17 protein-coding genes and 1 pseudogene are annotated in these 20,899 nt (G+C 48.1%); 3 read left to right on the forward strand and 15 right to left on the reverse strand.

Features of this window, described 5'->3' with window-relative positions; all coding sequences use genetic code 11:
- Positions 1 to 12: 12 nt before the first annotated feature.
- Positions 13 to 207, reverse strand: a pseudogene (locus KTG14_RS08875) (YfcC family protein); the annotation flags it as partial.
- A 10-nt stretch (positions 208 to 217) separates the two neighbouring features.
- Positions 218 to 1,342: a mandelate racemase/muconate lactonizing enzyme family protein gene (locus tag KTG14_RS08880; protein ID WP_216970591.1), complete on the reverse strand. Its 1,125-nt coding sequence runs from the start codon at positions 1,340 to 1,342 to the stop codon at positions 218 to 220.
- A 149-nt stretch (positions 1,343 to 1,491) separates the two neighbouring features.
- Between KTG14_RS08880 and KTG14_RS08885 the strand changes: the two genes are divergently transcribed.
- The gene (locus tag KTG14_RS08885) at positions 1,492 to 2,691 is read left to right on the forward strand and encodes a M20 metallopeptidase family protein (RefSeq protein ID WP_216970592.1); all 1,200 of its coding nucleotides are present in this window, start codon (positions 1,492 to 1,494) and stop codon (positions 2,689 to 2,691) included.
- Between the two features lie 1,122 nt (positions 2,692 to 3,813).
- Here the strand turns inward: KTG14_RS08885 and KTG14_RS08890 are convergent.
- From KTG14_RS08890 to KTG14_RS08950, 13 genes are all read right to left on the reverse strand, one after another.
- The gene (locus KTG14_RS08890) at positions 3,814 to 5,004 is read right to left on the reverse strand and encodes a glycine C-acetyltransferase (RefSeq protein WP_216970593.1); all 1,191 of its coding nucleotides are present in this window, start codon (positions 5,002 to 5,004) and stop codon (positions 3,814 to 3,816) included.
- 95 nt (positions 5,005 to 5,099) lie between these two features.
- Positions 5,100 to 6,542 carry a YhgE/Pip family protein gene (locus tag KTG14_RS08895; RefSeq protein ID WP_216970594.1) on the reverse strand — a complete coding sequence of 481 codons (1,443 nt, stop codon included), beginning with the start codon at positions 6,540 to 6,542 and terminating at the stop codon, positions 5,100 to 5,102.
- Positions 6,539 to 6,997, reverse strand: coding sequence for a MarR family winged helix-turn-helix transcriptional regulator (locus tag KTG14_RS08900; RefSeq protein ID WP_216970595.1), 459 nt, complete (start codon positions 6,995 to 6,997; stop codon positions 6,539 to 6,541). The genes KTG14_RS08895 and KTG14_RS08900 overlap by 4 nt, the downstream gene beginning before the upstream one ends.
- Positions 6,998 to 7,147: 150 nt before the next feature.
- A complete protein-coding gene (locus tag KTG14_RS08905; RefSeq protein WP_216970596.1) occupies positions 7,148 to 9,265 on the reverse strand; it encodes an immune inhibitor A domain-containing protein in 2,118 nt (705 codons plus the stop codon).
- A gap of 246 nt (positions 9,266 to 9,511) precedes the next feature.
- Positions 9,512 to 10,645 (reverse strand): bifunctional cystathionine gamma-lyase/homocysteine desulfhydrase, encoded by a 1,134-nt coding sequence (locus KTG14_RS08910; protein ID WP_216970597.1) that lies wholly within the window; start codon positions 10,643 to 10,645, stop codon positions 9,512 to 9,514.
- Positions 10,642 to 11,577 (reverse strand): PLP-dependent cysteine synthase family protein, encoded by a 936-nt coding sequence (locus KTG14_RS08915; protein ID WP_216970598.1) that lies wholly within the window; start codon positions 11,575 to 11,577, stop codon positions 10,642 to 10,644. The genes KTG14_RS08910 and KTG14_RS08915 overlap by 4 nt, the downstream gene beginning before the upstream one ends.
- Positions 11,578 to 11,588: 11 nt before the next feature.
- Positions 11,589 to 12,062 carry an S-ribosylhomocysteine lyase gene (locus KTG14_RS08920; protein ID WP_216970599.1) on the reverse strand — a complete coding sequence of 158 codons (474 nt, stop codon included), beginning with the start codon at positions 12,060 to 12,062 and terminating at the stop codon, positions 11,589 to 11,591.
- Positions 12,063 to 12,075: 13 nt separating this feature from the next.
- A complete protein-coding gene (locus KTG14_RS08925) occupies positions 12,076 to 12,711 on the reverse strand; it encodes a class I SAM-dependent methyltransferase (RefSeq protein WP_216970600.1) in 636 nt (211 codons plus the stop codon).
- 155 nt (positions 12,712 to 12,866) lie between these two features.
- The gene (locus KTG14_RS08930; RefSeq protein ID WP_216970601.1) at positions 12,867 to 13,511 is read right to left on the reverse strand and encodes a YczE/YyaS/YitT family protein; all 645 of its coding nucleotides are present in this window, start codon (positions 13,509 to 13,511) and stop codon (positions 12,867 to 12,869) included.
- 54 nt (positions 13,512 to 13,565) lie between these two features.
- Positions 13,566 to 14,054 (reverse strand): Cys-tRNA(Pro) deacylase, encoded by a 489-nt coding sequence (gene ybaK, locus KTG14_RS08935; protein WP_216970602.1) that lies wholly within the window; start codon positions 14,052 to 14,054, stop codon positions 13,566 to 13,568.
- Positions 14,055 to 14,068: 14 nt separating this feature from the next.
- Positions 14,069 to 16,228 (reverse strand): DNA topoisomerase III, encoded by a 2,160-nt coding sequence (locus KTG14_RS08940; RefSeq protein WP_216970603.1) that lies wholly within the window; start codon positions 16,226 to 16,228, stop codon positions 14,069 to 14,071.
- 142 nt (positions 16,229 to 16,370) lie between these two features.
- A complete protein-coding gene (locus tag KTG14_RS08945) occupies positions 16,371 to 16,940 on the reverse strand; it encodes an NADPH-dependent FMN reductase (protein WP_216970604.1) in 570 nt (189 codons plus the stop codon).
- A 154-nt stretch (positions 16,941 to 17,094) separates the two neighbouring features.
- Positions 17,095 to 18,918 (reverse strand): cation:proton antiporter, encoded by a 1,824-nt coding sequence (locus tag KTG14_RS08950; RefSeq protein WP_216970614.1) that lies wholly within the window; start codon positions 18,916 to 18,918, stop codon positions 17,095 to 17,097.
- 159 nt (positions 18,919 to 19,077) lie between these two features.
- Between KTG14_RS08950 and KTG14_RS08955 the strand changes: the two genes are divergently transcribed.
- Both KTG14_RS08955 and KTG14_RS08960 read left to right on the forward strand, forming a co-directional pair.
- Positions 19,078 to 19,260 (forward strand): SE1832 family protein, encoded by a 183-nt coding sequence (locus KTG14_RS08955; protein WP_068465777.1) that lies wholly within the window; start codon positions 19,078 to 19,080, stop codon positions 19,258 to 19,260.
- 37 nt (positions 19,261 to 19,297) lie between these two features.
- Positions 19,298 to 20,863 carry an ABC-F family ATP-binding cassette domain-containing protein gene (locus KTG14_RS08960; RefSeq protein WP_121298478.1) on the forward strand — a complete coding sequence of 522 codons (1,566 nt, stop codon included), beginning with the start codon at positions 19,298 to 19,300 and terminating at the stop codon, positions 20,861 to 20,863.
- The last annotated feature ends 36 nt before the right edge of the window (positions 20,864 to 20,899 follow it).

The following is a 20,899-nucleotide window of genomic DNA, read 5'->3' on the forward strand; positions in this document are numbered from 1 at the left end:
TTTTCATGTTATTCAGGAAACACCGATCATAACAGCAACCACAAGTGCGACAAGCGCAATCGCTAACCAAACGAGGACCAGTTTCCAAACAAATTTCACCCATTTTTCATAAGGGATTCCAGCTACTGCCAAATATCCCATTAAAGAAGCAGATGTCGGAATGATTGAATTGGTGATGCCGTCCCCGTATTGATAAGCAAAAATTGCAGGTTTATCGTCATGCAGGTTGGCCTCCTACTATACAAGATGCGACCGCCAATTTCTTCAGCTTCTCCGGATCGACTTCAATGCCGAGTCCTGGCTTGCCGCTCAAGAGTACATGTGGATGCTCGTACTTCAAGTCGCCGATTTCTTCACTGAATAACAGCGGCCCTGTCAGTTCTGTGCTTTCGATATTGATCCGTGCCATCGCCGCGTGATATCCGGCACTTGAAGCGACCGATGATTCCACCATCGAACCGATCTGGCACAGCATGCCCGCCGCTTCTGCCGTTTTCGCCATTTGCACCGCATGGAAAATGCCGCCGCATTTCATCAGTTTAATGTTGATGACATCGGCTGCATCGAGACGGATGATTTCAAGCAAATCTTCCATCGATTGTACCGTTTCGTCTGCCATGATCGGAACGGCTGTTTTTTGCCTCACTTCGGCTAAGCCGCGGATATCGCCCATGCGGATCGGCTGCTCGACCCAGCTGACCCCAGCCATTTCAAGTTGGCGAATCGCCGAAACAGCTGTTCCGACCGATTTCCAGCCCTGGTTGACATCAACCCGGATCGGCATATCTGGTCCCACTTCATTCCGCACGGCCAAAATACGTTCCACGTCCAATTGTGCATTGTCTGCCCCTACTTTCAATTTCAACGAACCATACCCCGCTTCGACGGCTTGTTTTGCTTTTGATGCCATGATTTCAGGCGACTCGATGCTCAAAACGCGCGGATAGGACAAATGTTCTTTTGACTGCCCGCCAAGTAAATTATAGACCGGCTGTCCCGCAGCTTTGCCCATTAAATCGTAACAAGCGATATCGACTGCGGCCTTCGCCGCCGGATTACCAGCCAAGATTCCGTTCATTTTATGATGGATCGCTTCAATATCGAATGGGTTCATGCCAATCACGGCCGGCAAGAACAATCCCTTCAGCACTTCGTAGCTCGCCGTAAAATACTCGCCTGTTACATGCTCATCCGGTACAGCCTCCCCGTATCCGACCAAACCGTTATCCGTCTCCAGTTCAAGAATCAAAGACGGCATATCCGGATAGGTCGCATAGGAGATAATGAATGGTTCATGCAAAGGAAAACGCACTGCATGCAATCGTGCTTGTATAATTTTCATAATGAAGCCCCCCATTTATAAGTAGTCGTGTATGATTATACTATAAAAGTTTTATAAATAGCGCAATAATTTGGAAGCTTGCTAAAATACGGCGTATAATGGCGTCAGTGTAATTTAAAATTTTTGTAGTATAAAGGAGTTTGCCGAAAATGAATTTACTAAATCAAACCGACACATTGATCGATTCCTTGCAACAGGACATGGTGGATATTCGCCGCCATCTGCATATGCACCCCGAACTATCCCATCAGGAAGTCGAAACGCCTGCCTATATTGCGGAACGTTTAGAGGAAATGGGTGTTGAAGTGCGTCGAGGCGTTGGCGGACGGGGCGTCGTTGGGACCATCCGTGGCGGCAAACCCGGCAAGACGATCGCTTTTCGTGCAGATTTTGATGCGTTGCCGATTGATGACCAAAAAGATGCACCTTACAAATCGATGGTCCCAGGCGTCATGCATGCTTGTGGACACGATGGCCATACTGCTGGTCTCTTGGGATTTGCAAAAGCGATGATGGCGATAAAAGATGAGCTGCCCGGGACAATCGTGCTGATCCATCAATTCGGTGAAGAGTTATCGCCTGGCGGTGCACGCGCGATGATCGAAGATGGCTGCCTCAATGGCGTCGATCTCGTGTTCGGCGCGCATCTCCAAAGCAAAATGGAATCCGGCAAAGTCTATCTTCGCGATGGCTACTTGCAAGCTTCCGAAGACGCCATCAAAATCACCGTCTATGGCGCCGGGACCCATGGCGCCGAGCCTCATACCGGCATCGATCCGATCCTTGCTGCGAGCCATATTATGGTCGCCTTGCAATCGATTGTCAGCCGTAATGCCGATCCATTGAAAGAACTCGTCGTGTCGATCGGCAAATTCCATGCGGGTGATGCTGACAATGTCATTCCAAGCAAAGCCGTCATGGAAGGCACCATCCGTGTATTCGACCCGGAACTGCGCAAGCTCGCCAGCGAACGTGTGCGTTCAGTCGCAGAAAACGTCGCCGCTGCCATGGGTGCTCGCGCCGAAGTAATTGTCGAGACCGGCTACGATTCGCTGTGGAACCACCCGGGTGCGGCAGAAATCGTCCGCGCTTCCGCACGACCTATCGTCGGTGAAGACAATGTCATCGACATCGATCCGATCATGCCAGTGGAGGATTTTTCATATTACACCCAAGCGAGACCAGGCGCATTCTTTTTCATCGGGGCAAAAATGGCAGATGAAGCGCTCGTCTATCCGCATCATCACGAAAACTTCGATTTCAATGAAGACGCGATGAATACGACCGCAAAAGTGTTCGCTTCCATCTATTTCAACGCCCAGCAAGCAGAAACCGATTCTGCAGAATAATAAAGCATATTCCCCCTTTCAGCTTATTGCTGGAGGGGGATTTTAGTGTAAGCTGACCGGAAAAGGGATGGGCAAGTGAGCGAGATGGATTGTTCATTGGTTGTTTTATCTTCAAGCAGTCGCCTCCCGCTTTGGGCATGCCTCCCGCCATAAGCCGAGAAGAGCGCTCGTCTTATGGCTCCGGCTCGCCCTTGTGCGCTTTTCGGCTGTTAGATTTCATTGGATATTGTATGTGAATAAATATCGCCCTTGATTGGGTGCATCCGCTGATGGAGACGCCTAGTTAGACTTGATAGTGAGATGAATCGCCTGTTGATCAGTTCATCGTGAAGTAGCCGCCTCCCGCTTTGGGCTGGCCTCCCGCAATGAGCCAAGAAGAGCACTTTTCTCATTGCTACGGCCCGCCCTTGTGCGCGGTTCGGCTGTTAGATTTCATTGGATTTCTTGAGTGATGAAGTATCTCTTTTTCACACGTTCATCCGCTGGTGGATCATACTTATTTAGACTTGATAGTGAGATGAATCGCCTATTGATTCATTCATCACGAAGCAGCCGCCTCCCGCTTTGGGCATGCCTCCCGCAATAAGCCAAGAAGAGCACTTGTCTTATTGCTTCGGCTCGCCCTTGTGCGCGGTTCGGCTGTTAGATTTCATTGGATATTAGGTGCTAGAAAGTGTCGCTGTTGATTGGGTGCATCCGTTGGTGGAGACGCTTAGTTGGACTTGGTAGTGAGATGAATCGCCTGCTATGTAATTTGAAAGTTTGAAGCTAATCAATGCTTCTCACTTTTTTATCAGTGCAAGAAGAAATATATTTCATCTCTAAAACTAGAGATGAAGCGGAAAGGGGCCGACGCCTGAGGGACCGAGCGGGCTGGCGAGCCAATTGTGCCGCGCTCTTTGCGGCACATTGGCTCAACACCCGCCCCTCGGCAAGCGTGCCCCTTGCAGCGTAATCTCTTCCACTTACGGCTCTATTATTATCTATCTTCGAAATGGCGACGCCCTGTCGCATCCTGCGAGCCCCAAGCATGCCCCTTGGAGCGCAATCTCCATTCTTCACATTTCCTATTTCATAAGATCAAAAAACCCGCACAACTCCATGAGCTGTGCGGGTTTGGTCTTATTTGATGACGTTCAGTTCTTTGCCGACTTTTGCGTAGATCTCGATCGCTTCGTCGAGCATTTCTTTCGTATGTGCCGCTGTTGGCATATTGCGTACACGGCCTGTGCCGCGTGGGACTGTCGGGAAGACGATCGATTTCGCATAGACGCCTTCTTCGAACAAGCGTTTCGAGAATTGCTGAGTCAATTTTTCGTCGCCGATGATGCATGGCGTAATTGGCGTGGCAGAATCGCCGATATCAAAGCCAAGCTCTTTCAAGCCTTTTTTCAAATAATCGCCGTTGTCCCATAGCTTGTCGTGCAGTTCTGTTGAATCGATGATTTTTTGGACCGCAGCTGTCGTCGCTGCAACGTCTCCTGGTGTCACCGCTGTTGAGAACAAGAATGGGCGGGAGCGCACACGCAGCCAGTCGATCAATTGCTTCTTGCCGGCTACATAACCGCCGACAACGCCGACTGCTTTCGAAAGTGTGCCCATCTGCATATCGACTTCTTTTTCCAAGCCGAAATGTTTCACGGTGCCTTTTCCTTTGCCTGTGACGCCTGAACCGTGCGCGTCGTCCACGTAAGTGATCAAGTCGAATTCTTTTGCGATTTCCACAATTTCCGGAAGTTTCGCGATGTCGCCATCCATAGAGAAGACGCCGTCTGTGATGACCATGACTTTATTGTATTGGCCGGATTCAGTCGCTTCTTTCGCTTTTTGGCGAAGATCTTCCATATCCGAGTGTTTGAACGCGATGATTTTCGCTTTCGACAAGCGGCAGCCGTCGATGATCGAGGCGTGGTTCAATTGATCGGAAAGAATCGCATCGTTCTTGTCCATAACTGCAGAAATGGCTGCCATATTGCAATTAAAGCCGGATTGGAATGAAATCGCTGCTTCTGTTCCTTTGAACTCAGCCAATTTCTCTTCCAATTGCACGTGAAGGTCAAGTGTTCCGTTGATGGTACGGACAGCGCCTGCCCCGACACCGTATTTTTCGATTGCTTCGATCGCGACTTTTTTCAAACCTTCGTCAGTCGCAAGCCCTAGGTAGTTGTTCGATGACAAGTTGATTAGGTCCTTGCCGCCGATTTTGATGATCGCTCCATTTGGGCCTTCTACCGGATCGATTTCATTATATAGGCCTTGGTCTTTCAATTCCGTTAAGTTTTCTTCCAAAAACGCATCTAATTTTTTCGACACAGTCCTCTTCCTTTCAAAAAACAAATTCTGACTCCATCTTATCACACCGCCATTTTTTCCAAAAGAAAAAGCAGGCCTCAGACGCCCGCTCCTCTTTATGCTAGTTCAGATGCAGTTTTCATTTCTTTTTGGAATCGGTAGTAATAGACAGCCCCTAACAGCAAAATCATCCCCGATAAAATAGCTGCAAGAATCCAAATGGCCTGTTCAAACGGGACGTTCCCTTCAAAACCGAAAATTGATTCCCTCAACGCTTTGATTGCATATGTCATCGGGGAATACGGGTGAACGGCTTGGAAAAAACCATTCGTCAATTGGATGGGAAACGTTCCTTCACTGGCACCAAGTTGCAGCACCAATAGCAAGATTCCTAGGAAGTTCCCTACTTTATCGAATGCAGCAACCAAAAAGGACAAGATCAACATCCATGTGTTCGAGATCACAAAGAGAATCAGCAAGAAGGACCCCATATTTTCAACCGGGATATCCAATACTTTTAAGATGAATACGGCCAATAAAGTCGCTTGGAACGTTCCTTGCGCCAATATGACCGATAGCTTGCTGCCCCACCAACTAATCAGTGTGGTTGATTCCTGATCGCGTGTCCGGAAAGGATAGATGGTAGAAAAAGCGATTGCCCCGACATATAAACTGAGCGCAATGATATAAGGCGCAAAGCTCTGTCCGTAGTTTTCGACTTCCGTTACCGTTTCTTTATTGACCGTTACGGGTTCGCTGATGAGCTCCGCATTTACCGTTTCAAAAGCATAAGCTGAAATTTTTTCCGACGCTGCGGACAGCTCATCACTCAAACTTGCCGATCCGCTTCCCAACTCATCGATTCCTTGGCTTATTTGCTTGTTGCCTTCTATCAATTTAGCCAGCTCTGCAGCGATAGGTGAAGGCGATTGTCCGGCAAGGGCTTCCATGCCACCTCCTACTTGTCCTGCAGATTCTGCCAGTTGCTGTGACCCAACCGTCAACTCCTCTGCACCGGATGAAGCTTCTTTGTAGCCTTCATTCATCTCATTTACTGTTTCAAATACTTTTTCGGTATATAATTCCCGAACTTGGGATGCCACAGTGGTTTCTACGGCCGAGATGCTTTGATCCGCAATTGATTTTCCGGAATAGCTATAGCCTGGATTGGTTTCCACATCCAAGGTCATCTCCTCCGGCTTGTCAGTTAAAAGAGAGGCTGCGTTAGCGGAAAAATCTTGTGGCAAGGTGATGGATGCATAATAATCACCTTTGACTACGCCCTCGTGCGCTTCACTGCTATTGACGAAATGCCACTCAAAATCGTCGTTGTTCTTTAGTTCCGCCACAATTTCTTCGCCGATTCGGATGTTTTCATCATCGAGTTCGGCTGCTTGATCTTCATTGACGACCGCAACCGGGAGATCCTCTGTTTTTCCATATGGGTCCCACATGGATGTCAAAAATGAAGCGCTGTAGATAACCGGCAAAAACATGACGGCGATTAGCGAGATGATAAGCATTTTTTTCGAGAAAACCGTTTTCAGTTCATGAATCATCGTTTGTCGCCGTCCTTCTCCATTTTTAAGCAATGGACGATCTCGTCCAATTGACTCGTGAATTTTATGATTTCGTCACCCGTAAAGCGTTCTGCCAGCAAATCGTTTAGATTTTCAAAAATGACTGTCTCACTTACTACCAATAGTTCAGTTCCTTTTTGAGTAATTGAAATGGCTTTTTTTCGTAAATCCTGATTCGTTAATATGGCAATTAAGCCGGCTTGCTCCAATTTCTTGATTCGATTGGAGATGGCTGTTTTAAAGACACCTTGAATATCGGCGATTTCACTTTGGGAAATGGCCGGGTTTTTTTTGATGATCCGCAAAGTCTGCAATTGTTGTGGAGAATAGGCTTTTAACACTTCGTGGTTAGCAAATACGTCCGCTACATATGCATTCACTTCCAAAATGGCTTCACTGAATTTTGAGTAGGCAGTGAATAATTCCTGAGACATTAGTATACCCCCTGTACTTATTTTATTTTTATATAGTACACCTGCTGTACTATATATTCAAGTATTTGCTTCGCACTTTGCTGTAACAACGGATATAGCTGTAAAAAAAGACAATAAAAAAGAGCGGGCAGCTGCCCGCTCTCTAATTACTTATTTTTTGTTGTTGCCTTTTCCTTTGCCTTTGCCTTTGCTTTTATCTTCTTTGTACAGTACTTCGTACGTGAATTCTTTCGCTTCTTTTTGGTCTGGCGCTGCTGCATAAGAAGTGATCATTTTCAGGTTGCCTTCGCGCAGTACTTGCTGCAAGTCGAGCGCTTCTTTTTCCGTTACATTGTACGGATCAACATTGAATACACGCTGCTTGCCATTTTTCTTCGTTTGGATGAATGTTGTCGTAAAGTCGACATACTCACCTTTCAACTGGCCAAGTGATTGGAATGGCTCTGTCGACGTTCCATCTGCCGAGAAATCACCTAGTTGGATATCTTTGATGAACCAGCCTGCTTCGTTAGAACCCCAGTCAGTCATGTTGCGGAACGAGACCAAAACATCTTGTCCTGCGTATTCAGCCAAATCGAAGGTTTCTGTAGACCAATTCGTTTTATTGCCCGTAAAGCCTGGAACGTTCTCTTTGATCGTCGGGTAACCTTCTTCCACTACATCGGAACGCGTGTTGTCGTTCTCGAGTGATTTCCACGTTTCGCCGTTATCCGTCGACACTTGGACTGCTGCAAAATCCCATTGCTCTTCGATATTGTAATAATGTTCAAAGCTCAAAGTCGGGTTGGCAATCGGAACCGTCGCCCCGAAGATCAAGGCTTGATCTGCTTCGTCGCCATTGTTTGCATGAAGCACTTGCTCAGAAGCGTCAAGCGGATTGGCAACCGTTTCCCATTGCAATGGCAGGAAATCCACGCCGTCAAACTTCATGCCGCGGACAGTGCGGTCCAAATTGAATTCCTTAAAGTCGCCGCCCCATGCTGGAACGCCTTCTTTTTCAAAAGTTTTTGCTTTCTCGAAGTCGACGGTCTTGCCGCGGACGCCGTCACCGACTGGCAGTTCGCGCAAATCAATGCTATCGAACTTATAATCCGGGCTGATAGTGCCATCATCGAGCGTCAATGCCGTCATGAAATCCTGGTATAGTTTAGTGAATGTTTTGTCTGTGCCATAGTCTTCGAGTACCTTATCGATGCTGGCAATGCCTTGAGTCGTTCCATCCGTTGCAATTTCGCGAATGAACTCCTGGCCGAATTTATCATACATATACAGTGTAAACAGGTAGACCTGACCGTAATCTGCGATTGTTTCAGGACCGGTTGCCGCTGTTCCGTGCTCATCCCAGTTGACGAGTGAGTTTTCCGGGTGGTCCAAATAGAAGTTGATTGATCCTTCACCGTGGCCGTATCCGCCGAGGAATTCAGAGAATGTTGACATGCCTTCGTTAACCGATGTTTCTTCTCCACCATCGTTATCGGCTTGGATCAAATGCTGAAGTTCGTGGATTGTCGTGCCGAAGAACGTGCTCTCCAAGCGCGTTTCCCATGAATTCGTGTCGATAGTGACGATGTTGCGGTCCGTGTAATTTTCAAGCGTCTGCCAGAAGAAACCGGCTACAAAGAACGGATAGGATGGATTGTTCCAGCCTTCGTCCTGGACGTTATCGACGAGCATGATCACTTTATCCGAACCTTCGTAGTACCCTTCCGGAAGGCCGACCATGCCAGGAAGCGGCGAGTTTGAACCATCTAGCGAATCCGGGGTGCCGAAAAAGTCGGTTGCGACAGGATAAATATTGCTGTCGAATTCATCACGCAGCTTATCCACTTGCGCTTGTGTTACGATGTCCGCCGGTTTCGGGTTGTTTGGCCCGTACGCTAAATCATTGGCGACCCAGATTTCCACGTTATCGCCGACGCTGCGAAGCGTGAAATCCTTAAATGATAAATTGCGGTTCAAGAATTTTTTCGTGCCCCCGTCATATGTAAAATGTTCGCTTGCCTTATCTTCTTCACCATTGTCTGCTGATTCATCATTCAATGCACCAGCTTGATCCTTGATGCGCTGCTCTGCTTCTTTTTGGAACGATTCATCATTCGTTAACCGGTTTAATTCTTGGTCGATATCGATGCGTTCGCCATAGCGATCCTCATCCCAAGCGCCGAGTGACGGCAACCCCTCAACCGGTGCAGCGCTTGCTGCTGGGGAATATAGGGAAAGCGCCAATGCGCTCGCTGATAGAATAGGGAACCACTTGCTTTTTTTCATGTATATGTATCTCCTTCCAGAAATATCTGAATATTTTTTCTTTCTAAATATTACCACTTCTTTCGTTCTTGCTGAATAGGGTAAATTATTTATTTCGCTACCCGAAGTACAGGATATTAGATATACCAAAGATGTATATTTAATAGGCTAATTATATTAATATTCTGATTTAACAGTCTTTATCTTTTAATAAAATCTATAGAACTCCATTAAAAAAAAGCGGACAAATGTCCGCTTTTACAAAAATTACGCTAAAGCTTGCTGCAAGTCTCCTATTAAATCTTCCACATCTTCAATCCCAACAGAAATGCGTACCAAGCCTTCGGTAATTCCGAGTTCTGCACGGCGGTCTTCAGGAATTGAAGCATGTGTCATCTGGGCCGGAACTGAGATTAAACTTTCTACTGCACCTAAACTTTCCGCCAAGGTGAAGTATTTCAACTTGGCAAGCAGCTCATCGGCCTTTTCTTTGCTGCCGACATCAAACGATATCATCCCGCCGAAGCCGCGTGCTTGTTTTTCCATCAAAGCTTTGCCGGAATGGCTGTCGAGTCCCGGATAAATGACCGCTTCGACCGTCTCATGCCCATCTAAGAACTCAGCGATTTGCTGTGCATTTGTGTTGGTCTCTTCCATGCGGATGCCAAGTGTTTTCAACCCACGCATCAGCAGCCACGAATCTTGTGGCCCAAGAATCGCGCCAACGGAATTCTGGATGAAATGCAATTCCTCTGCCAGTTGTGCTGTATTGACAACAACAAGCCCAGCCACGACATCACTATGGCCACCGATGTATTTCGTTGCGCTATGCAAGACGATATCAGCGCCTAAAGAAATCGGGTTTTGGAAATAAGGGGTCATAAAGGTGTTGTCGACGATCGTCAATAGCCCATTTCCTTTAGCAAAAGTCGCAATTGTTTCAATGTCCGTCACTTTCAAGAGCGGATTGGTTGGTGTTTCAATAAAGATCGCTTTTGTGTTTTCCTGAACGGCAGCTTTCACTTGTTCCAAATCGCCTGTATCCACAAACGTGAACTCAAGACCGAAACGGTTCAACACTTTATTGATAACGCGATAAGTCCCACCGTACACATCATCCGTCAAAATGACGTGGTCGCCTGCTGAAAACAGCATCATGACAGAAGAGATGGCCGCCATCCCAGAACCGAATGCAAATCCGGCATGCCCGTATTCTACGTCTGCGATCAACTCTTCCAGCGCATGGCGCGTCGGATTGCCTGTCCGTGAATATTCATAGCCTTTGAATTTGCCTACAGCTTCTTGCTTGTAGGTGCTCACTTGGTAAATCGGTGTCGATACAGCGCCGGTCGCTTCGTCTCCGAAGATCCCGCCGTGAATCAATCTAGTTTTCGGTTTCATTGCTGTTCCTCCTCAAAAAGAGCTCCGTAAATATCTTGGCTCAAATAGCGTTCGCTTGAATCGGCAAAGACCGTGGCGATATGGCTGCCCGGTTTTGCTGATTGCGCTTCACGCAAAGCGGCAACAAATGCAGCGCCCGATGAACTGCCGACAAGAAGACCTTCCTTCTGTGCAAGTTCACTCACAGCTGCAAACGCCTCTTTATCTGTAATCGTGTGGATGTCTTCAAAATACTGCGTATCCATAAACGGCGGAATCAATTCCATGCCGATGCCTTCCGTCTTGTGCGGGCCGGATTCCCCGCCGTTTAAAATTGAGCCTTCCGGTTCTACAATGACGGTCTTGATTGCCTGGTTTTGTGCTTTCAAATAACGGGAAGTTCCCATAAACGTACCGCCTGATCCTGCACCTGCAACAAAGATATCAATCTTGCCGTCCATCTGCTCCCAAAGTTCAGGGCCAAGCGTCTGGACATAGGCATCAGGATTGGCGGCGTTTGCGAATTGCGCCGGCATGAACGCACCTTCTTGCTCGGCAATTTCAGTCGCTTTTTTGATGGCGCCTTTGATGCCTTCAGCGGTCGGCGTATTGATCACTTCAGCACCTAATGCACGCATAAGCGTCTGTTTTTCCATACTGAATTTTTGCGGGACAACCAGCTTCAAGCGGTAGCCTTTGCCGATTGCCGCTATCGCGAGCCCGATGCCTGTGTTGCCGGCAGTCGGCTCAACAATCGTGCCGCCTGGGTGAAGCTCTCCGCGTTTTTCTGCGTCGGCAATCAATGCCACACCGAGGCGGTCTTTGACGCTGCCGCCCGGGTTGAAAAATTCCAGCTTGGCAAATATCCTGCAGCCGTTTGGAATCGCACTGTGCGTCAATTCCAGAACCGGCGTGCGGCCGATTAATTGCTGAATTTCTGTTGCGTAGTCCATGGTGAGTCTCCTTACGCCGTTTCTTCTTTGAAAATTTGGCGCCATTCGTCTTTTTTAGAAAGCATTTCTTTGGCGATTTCGTGCGCGCCTTCGAGGCTATGGCTAGCTGCCCAGCCGCATTGCACTTCGTTGCAAGCCGGTACTTCATCAGCCGCGATTACATCTTCCAACGTCGCTTCCAGGATTCTGAGAATGTCGTCATAGCTATCGTGGTTGATCATCGATATATAAAATCCAGTTTGGCACCCCATCGGCCCGATGTCGATAATTTGATCCGAATGGTTGCGGCTATGCTCCGCCATCATGTGCTCGAGCGAATGAAGTCCTGGCATGTCCATATGTTCTTCGTTCGGCTGTTTAAAACGGATATCGTATTTCTTGATGATATCCCCGTTCGCGCCAGTTTTTTCTCCGGCCAAGCGAACATAAGGTGCGGCTACTTTTGTATGGTCCAAGTTAAAACTTTCAACATTCATTTTTTTCATGATAATCTCCCTTTCATTGTTTAGTTGCGTCCATTAAGAACACATAATCGTTTAGGCGTGTGAAGTTTACATCAAAACCATTTTGCTGAAACAATCCTTCTAGTACAGGTACCTCCGTATAGTGTTCACGCTTCAAATCTTCCACGAGATTTTTGTGGCCCTCGCCTTCTTCGTAAACGATGCGTCCATGTTTTGCCTCTTCCGATTCAAACACTGTATCTGCAAAAACAACTTTCCCTCCGCTCGGCAAGAGGGACGCGTACAGCTTGATTGCCTGCTCTTTCTCTCTATCTGTTAAGTGGTGGAAAGCATAGCTGCTGACAAAACTGCCGACTGCTTCTGGAAGATCGAATTCCAAGAAATCCCCATCTATCAGCGTCATTTCCGGGAATTTACTCTCTGTTGCTTGGCGCATTGCAGCATTAGGCTCGATACCGGTCACGTTGAACCCTCTATTCAATAGGGCAGCTGTGAGATTGCCTGTCCCCGTTCCGAACTCAACTACAGGGCTTACCGCTTTCTTCGCGACTGCCTCCAGAATATCCTTGTAGTTTTCAAAAACTGCTGCATATTCTGGATCTTCTCCACCGACTGAGGCATCATACGTATGCACCCACTCATCAAAGATTTCGACAAATTCTCTCCCCATAATTGCACTCCCACTCTCTTAAATGTTATTATACAGAAAACCAATAGTCTTACTTGGTTTTATTTATAACATATGCATTTGCCCAGTTCAACCACCAAGGTTTCAAACTGCCTATAATTGCAAAAAAGACCCGGCAGCCACCGGGTCTTCAATACTCATATCTTTAGAGTTGGCGGTAATTCCGCTTGATGCTTCAAAATGAGCCGCTTTAACAAGGCCTCGCTTTGTCCGAGCGAGACCTGTACCACCCGGCCGACCAATAATGCAATAACGATTGTTCCAATGCCGACCGGCCCACCAAGTAGCCAGCCAAGCAGCGCCACTGCTACTTCAATGGACGTCCGGACCGTACTGACGCTGAAGCCTGTTCTCTGCACCAAGATCAGCATCAAATCATCACGCGGCCCGGCCCCCATTTTCGGTGCTACATATAGGCCGACACCATACCCCATCACCATAATGCCAGCTGTAAAAATCAAAATCTGGCCAGCCAGGGAATGGATATCCGGAATGATAAAATTGAATAAGTCAATGAACAAACCGATTAACAGCATATTTAGCCATGTGCCAAATTGCGGCCATTTCCGTCTGACAAGAGAAGTGGTGCTGATTAATGTAAATCCAGCAATGATCGACCAAGAGCCGATGGTCAGGCCAAAGTTTTCATACAAACCGACGTGCAGAACATCCCAGGGCCCAATGCCCAATCGGTCGCCTTTGATGGTCATCGAAATGCCGAGGCCAAGCAGCATCATGCCAAATAGGAAAAACAGCCACCGGTAATACATAGAAACTTTCATCCTCTATCCTTCTTTCTTCTGAATCCTATAAGCCCAAAAAGCAGATGGAAAAACTTACGGCTTTGCCGTTAATTCCGCAAGTTCCCCATTTGTTGCTCTCACTAGGTCTCCTGGCGCCAGTTTTAACTGCGCCCCGACCTTTCCGGCAGAAACGATGATGTCATTCAACTCGGCGGCTTGTTTGGCGACGAATGTCCTGAACGGCTTTTTCATGCCGACCGGAGAACAGCCTCCACGCACGTAACCCGTGAGCGGCAAAATCTCTCTTACCGGCATCATCTCGATTTTCTTTTCCCCGCAGGCTTTTGCAGCCAGCTTTAAATCCAGCTCTTCGGCGACGGGTACTAGGAATACATAATGGTTCTTCGAAGCCCCCACCGCCACGAGCGTCTTATAGACAGTTTCTACAGGTGCCCCGATTTTCGCTGCCACCGATACGCCATCGATTTTCCCATCATCGGTGCTGTACTGAAGCGGCTGATAATCGATTTTTTCACGGTCCAATATGCGAGCGGCGTTGGTTTTCGCTGCTTTTTTCGCCACTTTGCCCCCTCCTGTTAGTCGTTTTGCTCGAGCAACTTCTTCAAAGCATCAGCCATTGCCGTGTTTTGCGGCGGCTCATCTTGCTTCTTCAAGTACTTATTAACATCTTTCTTGTTCGCTTTCGATTGTCCTGCTTTTTTGCGTTTTTCAAATGCAGACAATTTTTCACGGTGTCCGCATTTACATACGAACATTTTATTGTCGCCATCTCCCACCATGTCCATGCGCTTATGGCAGTTCGGGCAGCGGGCATTGGTCTGCATCGAGACATTTTTCTTGAATCCGCATTCGCGGTCTTGGCACACGTGCATTTTGCCGCGCTTGCCGTTCACTTCAAGTAAAGGCTTGCCACAATCCGGACACATTTTGCCGGTGATGTTATCGTGCTTGAATTTTTGGTCGCTCGATTTGATCTCAGCGACCGATTTTTTCGAAAACGCGACCATTTCTTTCATGAACTGTTCTTTCTTCAGCTGGCCTTTGGCGATTTTCGTCAATTGCGTTTCCCAGTCCGCCGTCAATTTCGGCGACTTCAAATCTTCAGGGACAAGATCCAATAGCTGGCGCCCTTTTGACGTAATCGTCAAGTCCTTGCCTTTTTTCTCAATTAAAAAGCTATTGAACAACTTGTCGATGACGTCTGCTCGCGTGGCGACAGTGCCCAGGCCGCCAGTTTCACCTAATGTCTGGATCAGTTCTTTCGATTCCCCTGCCATGAATTGGGCCGGATTTTCCATCGCGCCGAGCAAGGTTCCTTCATTGAAGAATGCAGGCGGCTTGGTTTTGCCTTCCGTCAAAGTGATGCCTTTCAATTCGACGGTCTGGTCTTTTTCGAATGGCGGCAAAGTCGACTCGCCTTCCTCGTCAGCATCCTTATAGACACGTTTCCAGCCTTCATTGCGGATCGTGTTGCCTTTTGCCTGGAAGGTCTCACCAGAGACATCTAGCGTGACGGTCGTCCGGTCGTATTCGTGCTGAGGCATAAATACAGCGAGGAACCGGCGGACGATCATATCATAGAGCTTGTATTCCTTGTCACTCAATTCATGGAGCATCGGTGTTTCTTCAGTCGGGATAATGGCATGGTGATCCGATACTTTGGCATCGTCGATGACGCCTTTTTGCGGAACCCCTGCACTTTTCAATGCTGTGTTTGCAAGCGAACGATATTCCCCTACCTGCACCGCTTTGATGTGCTCTTTCAAGGTGCCTTTCATATCGCTCGTTAAATGCTTCGAGTCCGTCCGCGGATAGGTAACGATTTTATAGCGTTCATAAAGGTTCTGCAAAGTATTGAGCGTTTCTTTGGCAGACCAGCTATAGCGTTTATACGCTTCCTTTTGCAATTCGGTCAAATCGAACAATGGTGGCGCCGGTTGTTTTTTCGGCGTGATTTTGACGTCTGTCACTTTGCCTTTATTCGCCGTATCGAGCTTGGCGAATAAACGGTCGATTTTCTCTTTGTCGAAACTCTGGGCCGATTTCCCGTCCGTCCAAGTAAATGAAGCTTTATCACTGATTGCTTGAAGACCGTAATAAGGCTTCGGTTGAAAATTGCGGATATCCTGTTCGCGCTGCGCAATCATCGCGAGCGTCGGTGTCTGCACGCGCCCTGTCGATAATTGGGCATTATGCTTCACTGTCAAGGCACGCGTCGCGTTAATCCCGACGACCCAGTCAGCTTCTGCGCGGGCGACCGCCGCCTGGAATAAGCTTTCATATGCTTTGCCGTCTTTCAGGTTTTGGAAACCGTCTTTGATCGCTTTATCGGTGACAGAGGAAATCCATAGCCGCTTCGCCGGCTTATTGACTTTCGCTTGTTCCAAAATCCAGCGGGCGACCAGCTCCCCTTCGCGCCCTGCATCGGTCGCGATGATGACTTCCTTTACATCTCCGCGATTTAGCTGCGCTTTGACCGCATTGTATTGCTTCATGGTCTGTTTGATCGGCACCAATTTGAACGGCTCCGGAAGAATCGGCAGGCTTTCCATCTTCCATTCCTTCAAGTCATTATTGTATTGTTCCGGCTGTGCATGTGTCACTAAATGGCCAAGTGCCCACGTGACGATATATTGTTTGCCTTCCAAAAAACCGTTTCCTTTTTGAGAACATCCAAGAACTCGCGCAATATCGCGCGCGACGGATGGCTTTTCTGCAAGAACTACTGATTTCATAAGTTAAAACCCCTTTTCTACAGCGTCTAGTATAGCATCTTCTCCCCGGTCTTGTGGAGGAAGCGCATTTGATTGGCCTTATGCCTTTTTCCAACTAAGCTTGTTATTCTGGCCGTAAAAAAACCTCCCGAGGGAGGTTTTTTTAGTGATCATCGATATCGAGTGTTTCTTTCGAAAGATGAGTGCTCATTTCTGCGTATTGCACAAAGACCCGGGCAAGTTCGCGCAGTCGGTCATGGACATCGTCATTGATGATGGCGTTCGTATCATCGAAATGGCTGGTATGCGTATAGACGTAGTTCGGCGTCACGAGGCAACGGAAATAATCAAGAATCGGTTTCAGCTGATTCTCGATGACCAAGTGATGCTGATACGTGCCGCCATTCGCGACGATTGACACCGGTTTATAGCGCATCGTCCGCGGATGCAGCATATCGAATGCATTTTTCAAGACGCCTGGAATCGAGCCTTGGAAAATTGGCGAGGCCATAATATAACCATCCGCGTCTTCAAACCGCTGAACCATCTCACGCATGCTGTCGTTGTATTCCGCATTCGGGCGGCCATCGACAAATTGATGTTCATACTCGCTCATGCTCAAAATGCTCAATTCCATCTCCGGATTCTCTCGCTCGAGATAGACTTTGACCTGTTCCAATACAGCGCCGGTCTTGCGCCCAAGTATCGTTCCATCCACTAATAAAATCTTCATGATCCTGAATCCTCCTTGACTACGTATAAGCAGGCAGCGGTTTCCACTGCCTTTTTCCTATTGATTGATCTGGTGCAGTGTATCCTGCAGCTATTGTTTATCATAGCAAAGACACATTCCCCGTGCGTATCGATAGGGCTTATAATGAAAGATTTCATTCTTTAGTCTGAGAATCTTTTTTGATGCGTTTTGTTTCCAAGCGCTCCTGGATGCGGTCGGAATCCCGTTCCGGCCCAGTGAAGCTAATAACGGTATCGCCTTGCTTCGGTTCCAGCACTTTATCGGACGTGAAGAACTCGATGTTTCCTTGCGCCGTTTCAATGAATAACGGAATCGTATTGGCTGACCATCTCTTATTGAATTCTTCATAAGTGAAGCGCTCAGTCAATTTTGTGGAACGGATGGCGTAGCCTTGCTCTTCTTTCTCATCAAGCACGTGAATATTCCAATCTTCTGTGAAAAGGATCCGCCCGCTTAATGAGGAATGGAAATCAGCAGGATCCCCTTGGTGAAGCGCCGTCTGGAACAAATTGATGCGCCCCATTTCCGGCACGAAGTTATTGACGACCAGCGCGTTGAACGAATCCGTCTCCGACGCGACGATCATTTTCTCGTAAGGCGTCAAATCCACTTCGTATTCCGTGTGCTCAGAAAGTATGTTCCCGACATAAGTCTTGATGCCGATTTGACGCGCTTTTTGCAAGCGGCCCCAGGAATCATCGACGAGCAGCACGTTTTTATCCATATCGTAAAGGGCTTTCGCCATCGCAGTCGTGAACCTGCTGGCCCCGATGATGATAATCCCCGGATCTTCCGCTGAGGCCAAGCCCAATTTGCGGCCGACCCACGTAATGGAAAATCCATGTGCAACTACTGTAGAAAAGACGAGCGCAAAGGTTAGCGCGGTCAGAAGTTCCGCGTCCTCGAACCCGGCATCCAATAAGACGTTGGCGAAATAACCAGAAACCGTCAGTGCAACAATGCCTCGAGGGGCAATCCAGCCGACCAAGGCTTTTTCCTGCCAGCTCAAGTCGGTGCCGATGGTCGACAACCAGATAGACAAGGGCCGGACGATAAACAACATGACCAAGACAAATGAAATGATTGACCAATTGAAGATTTCAAACAGCACATCCATGCTGAGTGAAGCCGTCAGCATCATGAAGACACTGGAGATCAACAGGATGGACATCGTCTCTTTAAAATGCCGCATATCGTTGATGGAGGAGATGTTCATATTGGCCATGACCATCCCCATTGCGGTTACTGCAAGCAAGCCGGTTTCGTGCATCACGATATCCGAGATGACAAATGTCAACAGCACGACGCCGAATACCATCGGCGATTTAAGGAATTCCGGAATTTGGCCACGTTCGAACATCCAGCCCATTCCAAGGCCTGCCCCGGCACCGATGACCGTTGCGAACAAGGAAGCCAAGAAGAACAGGCCGAATGCAGCCGCTGTGACATCCCCTTCTGCAAATAACACGAATTGAAATGCAAACAAAGCCAATAATGCACCGAACGGATCGACGATAATGCCTTCCCATTTCAATAAAGCTGCAGGACGGGCTTTTAGTTTAGCTTGGCGAAGCAGCGGCATGATGACAGTCGGCCCTGTTACGATGAACAAGCCACCGATGACAAATGACACCGCCCACGAAAGGCCGGCGACATAATGGGAAGCCAAAGTGCCTCCCGCCCAGGCAAGCAAAGCGCCGAATGTAACGATCCGCCACACCGGCTTATTGAACCCTCGGATCTCCTTGAAATTCAAGTTCAAGCTGCCTTCAAATAGGATGATGGCAACGGCAAGCGACACAAGCGGCCGGAACAAATCCCCGAAACTTTCTTCCGGGGAAATCACGGCGAATATAGGGCCTATCAACAACCCGGCAATCGACATCAACACAATCGCTGGAAGGCGGAGACGCCAGGCGATCCATTGTGACAGAACGCCGAGGAAAATAATTAACATGATATCGAACAATAAACTGTCGATGGCATCTCACTTCCTTTTTTCATTTTTTGTTATTATAAAGGAGTTGTAGTGCGCAATGAAAGCGAGAAGCCGAGCGTATCCATTTAAATTTTCTCTACTTGTGGTACAATACAGAGAAAAACTAGGGTGATTTTGTTGAACAAGCAGGAAATCGAATACGCCATCGCCGAACTGAAGAGCGATTACGTACGCCAACAGGGTGATATTGAAAAACTAGAAACGACCGGCCACACAAAAATGGTCGACAAAGCCGAGGAACGGCTTGAAAAAATGGAACAGCGTCTTGCGGAATTAAACAAAAAACTCGCGGAACTTTAACCGCGGTTTTTTTTATGGAAAGTGGAGGAACACATAAATGAGTTTATTAACAGTAGAAAACCTAAGCCACACATTCGGTGACCGTACCTTATTCAATGATATTTCGTTTCGGTTAGTCGAAGGAGAACATGTCGGACTCGTCGGGGCAAACGGCGTCGGCAAATCGACATTGATGAATATTTTGACCGGCAAGCAAATTCACGATGGCGGCAAAGTCGAATGGCAGCCGAAGACCCATTACGGCTATTTGGACCAGCATACGCAACTCGCGCCAGGACGCACCATCCGCCAAACTTTGCAGGATGCCTTCTTGCCACTTTACGAAAAAGAAAAAGAATTGAATGACATCGCCATGCAAATGGGCGAAGCCGATCCGGAACAGCTCGAAACTTTGCTCGAGCAGATGGCTGAAGTGCAGGATGCGCTCGATGCCGGTGATTTTTATACATTGGATGTCAAAGTCGATGAAATCGCACGCGGGCTCGGGCTCGATGCCATCGGACTTGAACGCAACGTCGAATCGCTTTCAGGCGGCCAGCGCACCAAGCTTTTATTGGCGAAGCTATTGCTGGAAAAACCGAAAGTGCTTCTGCTGGATGAGCCGACCAACTATCTGGATGAAGAACATATCCAATGGCTCGTCAATTACTTGAAAAACTATCCGCATGCTTTCCTTTTGATCTCGCATGATACGGAATTCATGAGCTCGGTAACAGGCGTTATTTTCCACTTGGAATTCTCACGTTTAAACCGTTACACTGCGTCTTACGAAAAGTTCATCGAGCTTGCTGAGTTGGCGAAAAAGCAGCATCTTGAAGCTTACGAAAAACAAGAAGACATGATCAAAAAAACTGAGACCTTTATCGCGAAAAACAAAGCACGCGCTTCGACTACCGGACGCGCAAAATCCCGCCAGAAGCAATTGGACCGCATGGATCGCATCGAAAAACCGGAAATGGCGGCCAAACCGCAATTCGCCTTCAAGGAAACGCGCAGCCCAAGCCGTTACGTTGTTGAAGCAGAAGCGCTCCGCATCGGTTACGACAAGCCGCTGTTGCCGCCGTTGTCGTTCATGATTGAACGCGGTGAAAAAATTGCGCTTGTCGGCATGAACGGAGTGGGGAAATCGACTTTGCTAAAGACAATGCTTGGCAAAATCAAGCCGCTTGATGGCGACGTCATTCGCGGCGAATACTTGACGCCTAGCTATTTCGAGCAGGAAGTCAAAGCACCGACGCACCGCCCGATCGATGAAATCTGGGATGCGTATCCTTCGATGGATCAGGGGCAAGTGCGCGGCGCCCTTGCCCGCACTGGGTTGAAGAGCGAACACATCGGCCGCCCGATGAACCAATTGAGCGGCGGAGAGCAAGCGAAAGTGCGTTTATGTAAGTTGATGCTTGAAGAAAGCAACTGGCTGATCTTCGATGAACCGACGAATCACTTGGACATCGATGCGAAAGCCGAACTCAAGCGTGCGATGCAAGCTTATAAAGGCACGATCGTTCTCGTCAGCCACGAACCGGATTTCTACGACGGTCTTGCCACCAAAGTGTGGAACGTGGAAGACTGGATCGAAGCCGGCAAGCAAACTCAAGAGTAAACCAAACCAAAAACCCGCTGCACACATAATTTCATG

The sequence above is a fragment of the Planococcus sp. CP5-4_YE genome, assembly GCF_019042655.1.
In the GTDB taxonomy this organism is placed as follows: domain Bacteria; phylum Bacillota; class Bacilli; order Bacillales_A; family Planococcaceae; genus Planococcus.

What these genes read in the sequence shown, in the direction of transcription:
- KTG14_RS08880 (WP_216970591.1), bottom strand. Translation starts at nt 1,342, where the DNA reads ATGAAAATTATACAAGCACGATTGCATGCAGTGCGTTTTCCTTTGCAT.
- KTG14_RS08885 (WP_216970592.1), top strand. Translation starts at nt 1,492, where the DNA reads ATGAATTTACTAAATCAAACCGACACATTGATCGATTCCTTGCAACAG.
- KTG14_RS08895 (WP_216970594.1), bottom strand. Translation starts at nt 6,542, where the DNA reads ATGATTCATGAACTGAAAACGGTTTTCTCGAAAAAAATGCTTATCATC.
- KTG14_RS08900 (WP_216970595.1), bottom strand. Translation starts at nt 6,997, where the DNA reads ATGTCTCAGGAATTATTCACTGCCTACTCAAAATTCAGTGAAGCCATT.
- KTG14_RS08905 (WP_216970596.1), bottom strand. Translation starts at nt 9,265, where the DNA reads ATGAAAAAAAGCAAGTGGTTCCCTATTCTATCAGCGAGCGCATTGGCG.
- KTG14_RS08910 (WP_216970597.1), bottom strand. Translation starts at nt 10,645, where the DNA reads ATGAAACCGAAAACTAGATTGATTCACGGCGGGATCTTCGGAGACGAA.
- KTG14_RS08915 (WP_216970598.1), bottom strand. Translation starts at nt 11,577, where the DNA reads ATGGACTACGCAACAGAAATTCAGCAATTAATCGGCCGCACGCCGGTT.
- KTG14_RS08920 (WP_216970599.1), bottom strand. Translation starts at nt 12,062, where the DNA reads ATGAAAAAAATGAATGTTGAAAGTTTTAACTTGGACCATACAAAAGTA.
- KTG14_RS08925 (WP_216970600.1), bottom strand. Translation starts at nt 12,711, where the DNA reads ATGGGGAGAGAATTTGTCGAAATCTTTGATGAGTGGGTGCATACGTAT.
- KTG14_RS08930 (WP_216970601.1), bottom strand. Translation starts at nt 13,511, where the DNA reads ATGAAAGTTTCTATGTATTACCGGTGGCTGTTTTTCCTATTTGGCATG.
- KTG14_RS08940 (WP_216970603.1), bottom strand. Translation starts at nt 16,228, where the DNA reads ATGAAATCAGTAGTTCTTGCAGAAAAGCCATCCGTCGCGCGCGATATT.
- KTG14_RS08945 (WP_216970604.1), bottom strand. Translation starts at nt 16,940, where the DNA reads ATGAAGATTTTATTAGTGGATGGAACGATACTTGGGCGCAAGACCGGC.
- KTG14_RS08950 (WP_216970614.1), bottom strand. Translation starts at nt 18,918, where the DNA reads ATGTTAATTATTTTCCTCGGCGTTCTGTCACAATGGATCGCCTGGCGT.
- KTG14_RS08960 (WP_121298478.1), top strand. Translation starts at nt 19,298, where the DNA reads ATGAGTTTATTAACAGTAGAAAACCTAAGCCACACATTCGGTGACCGT.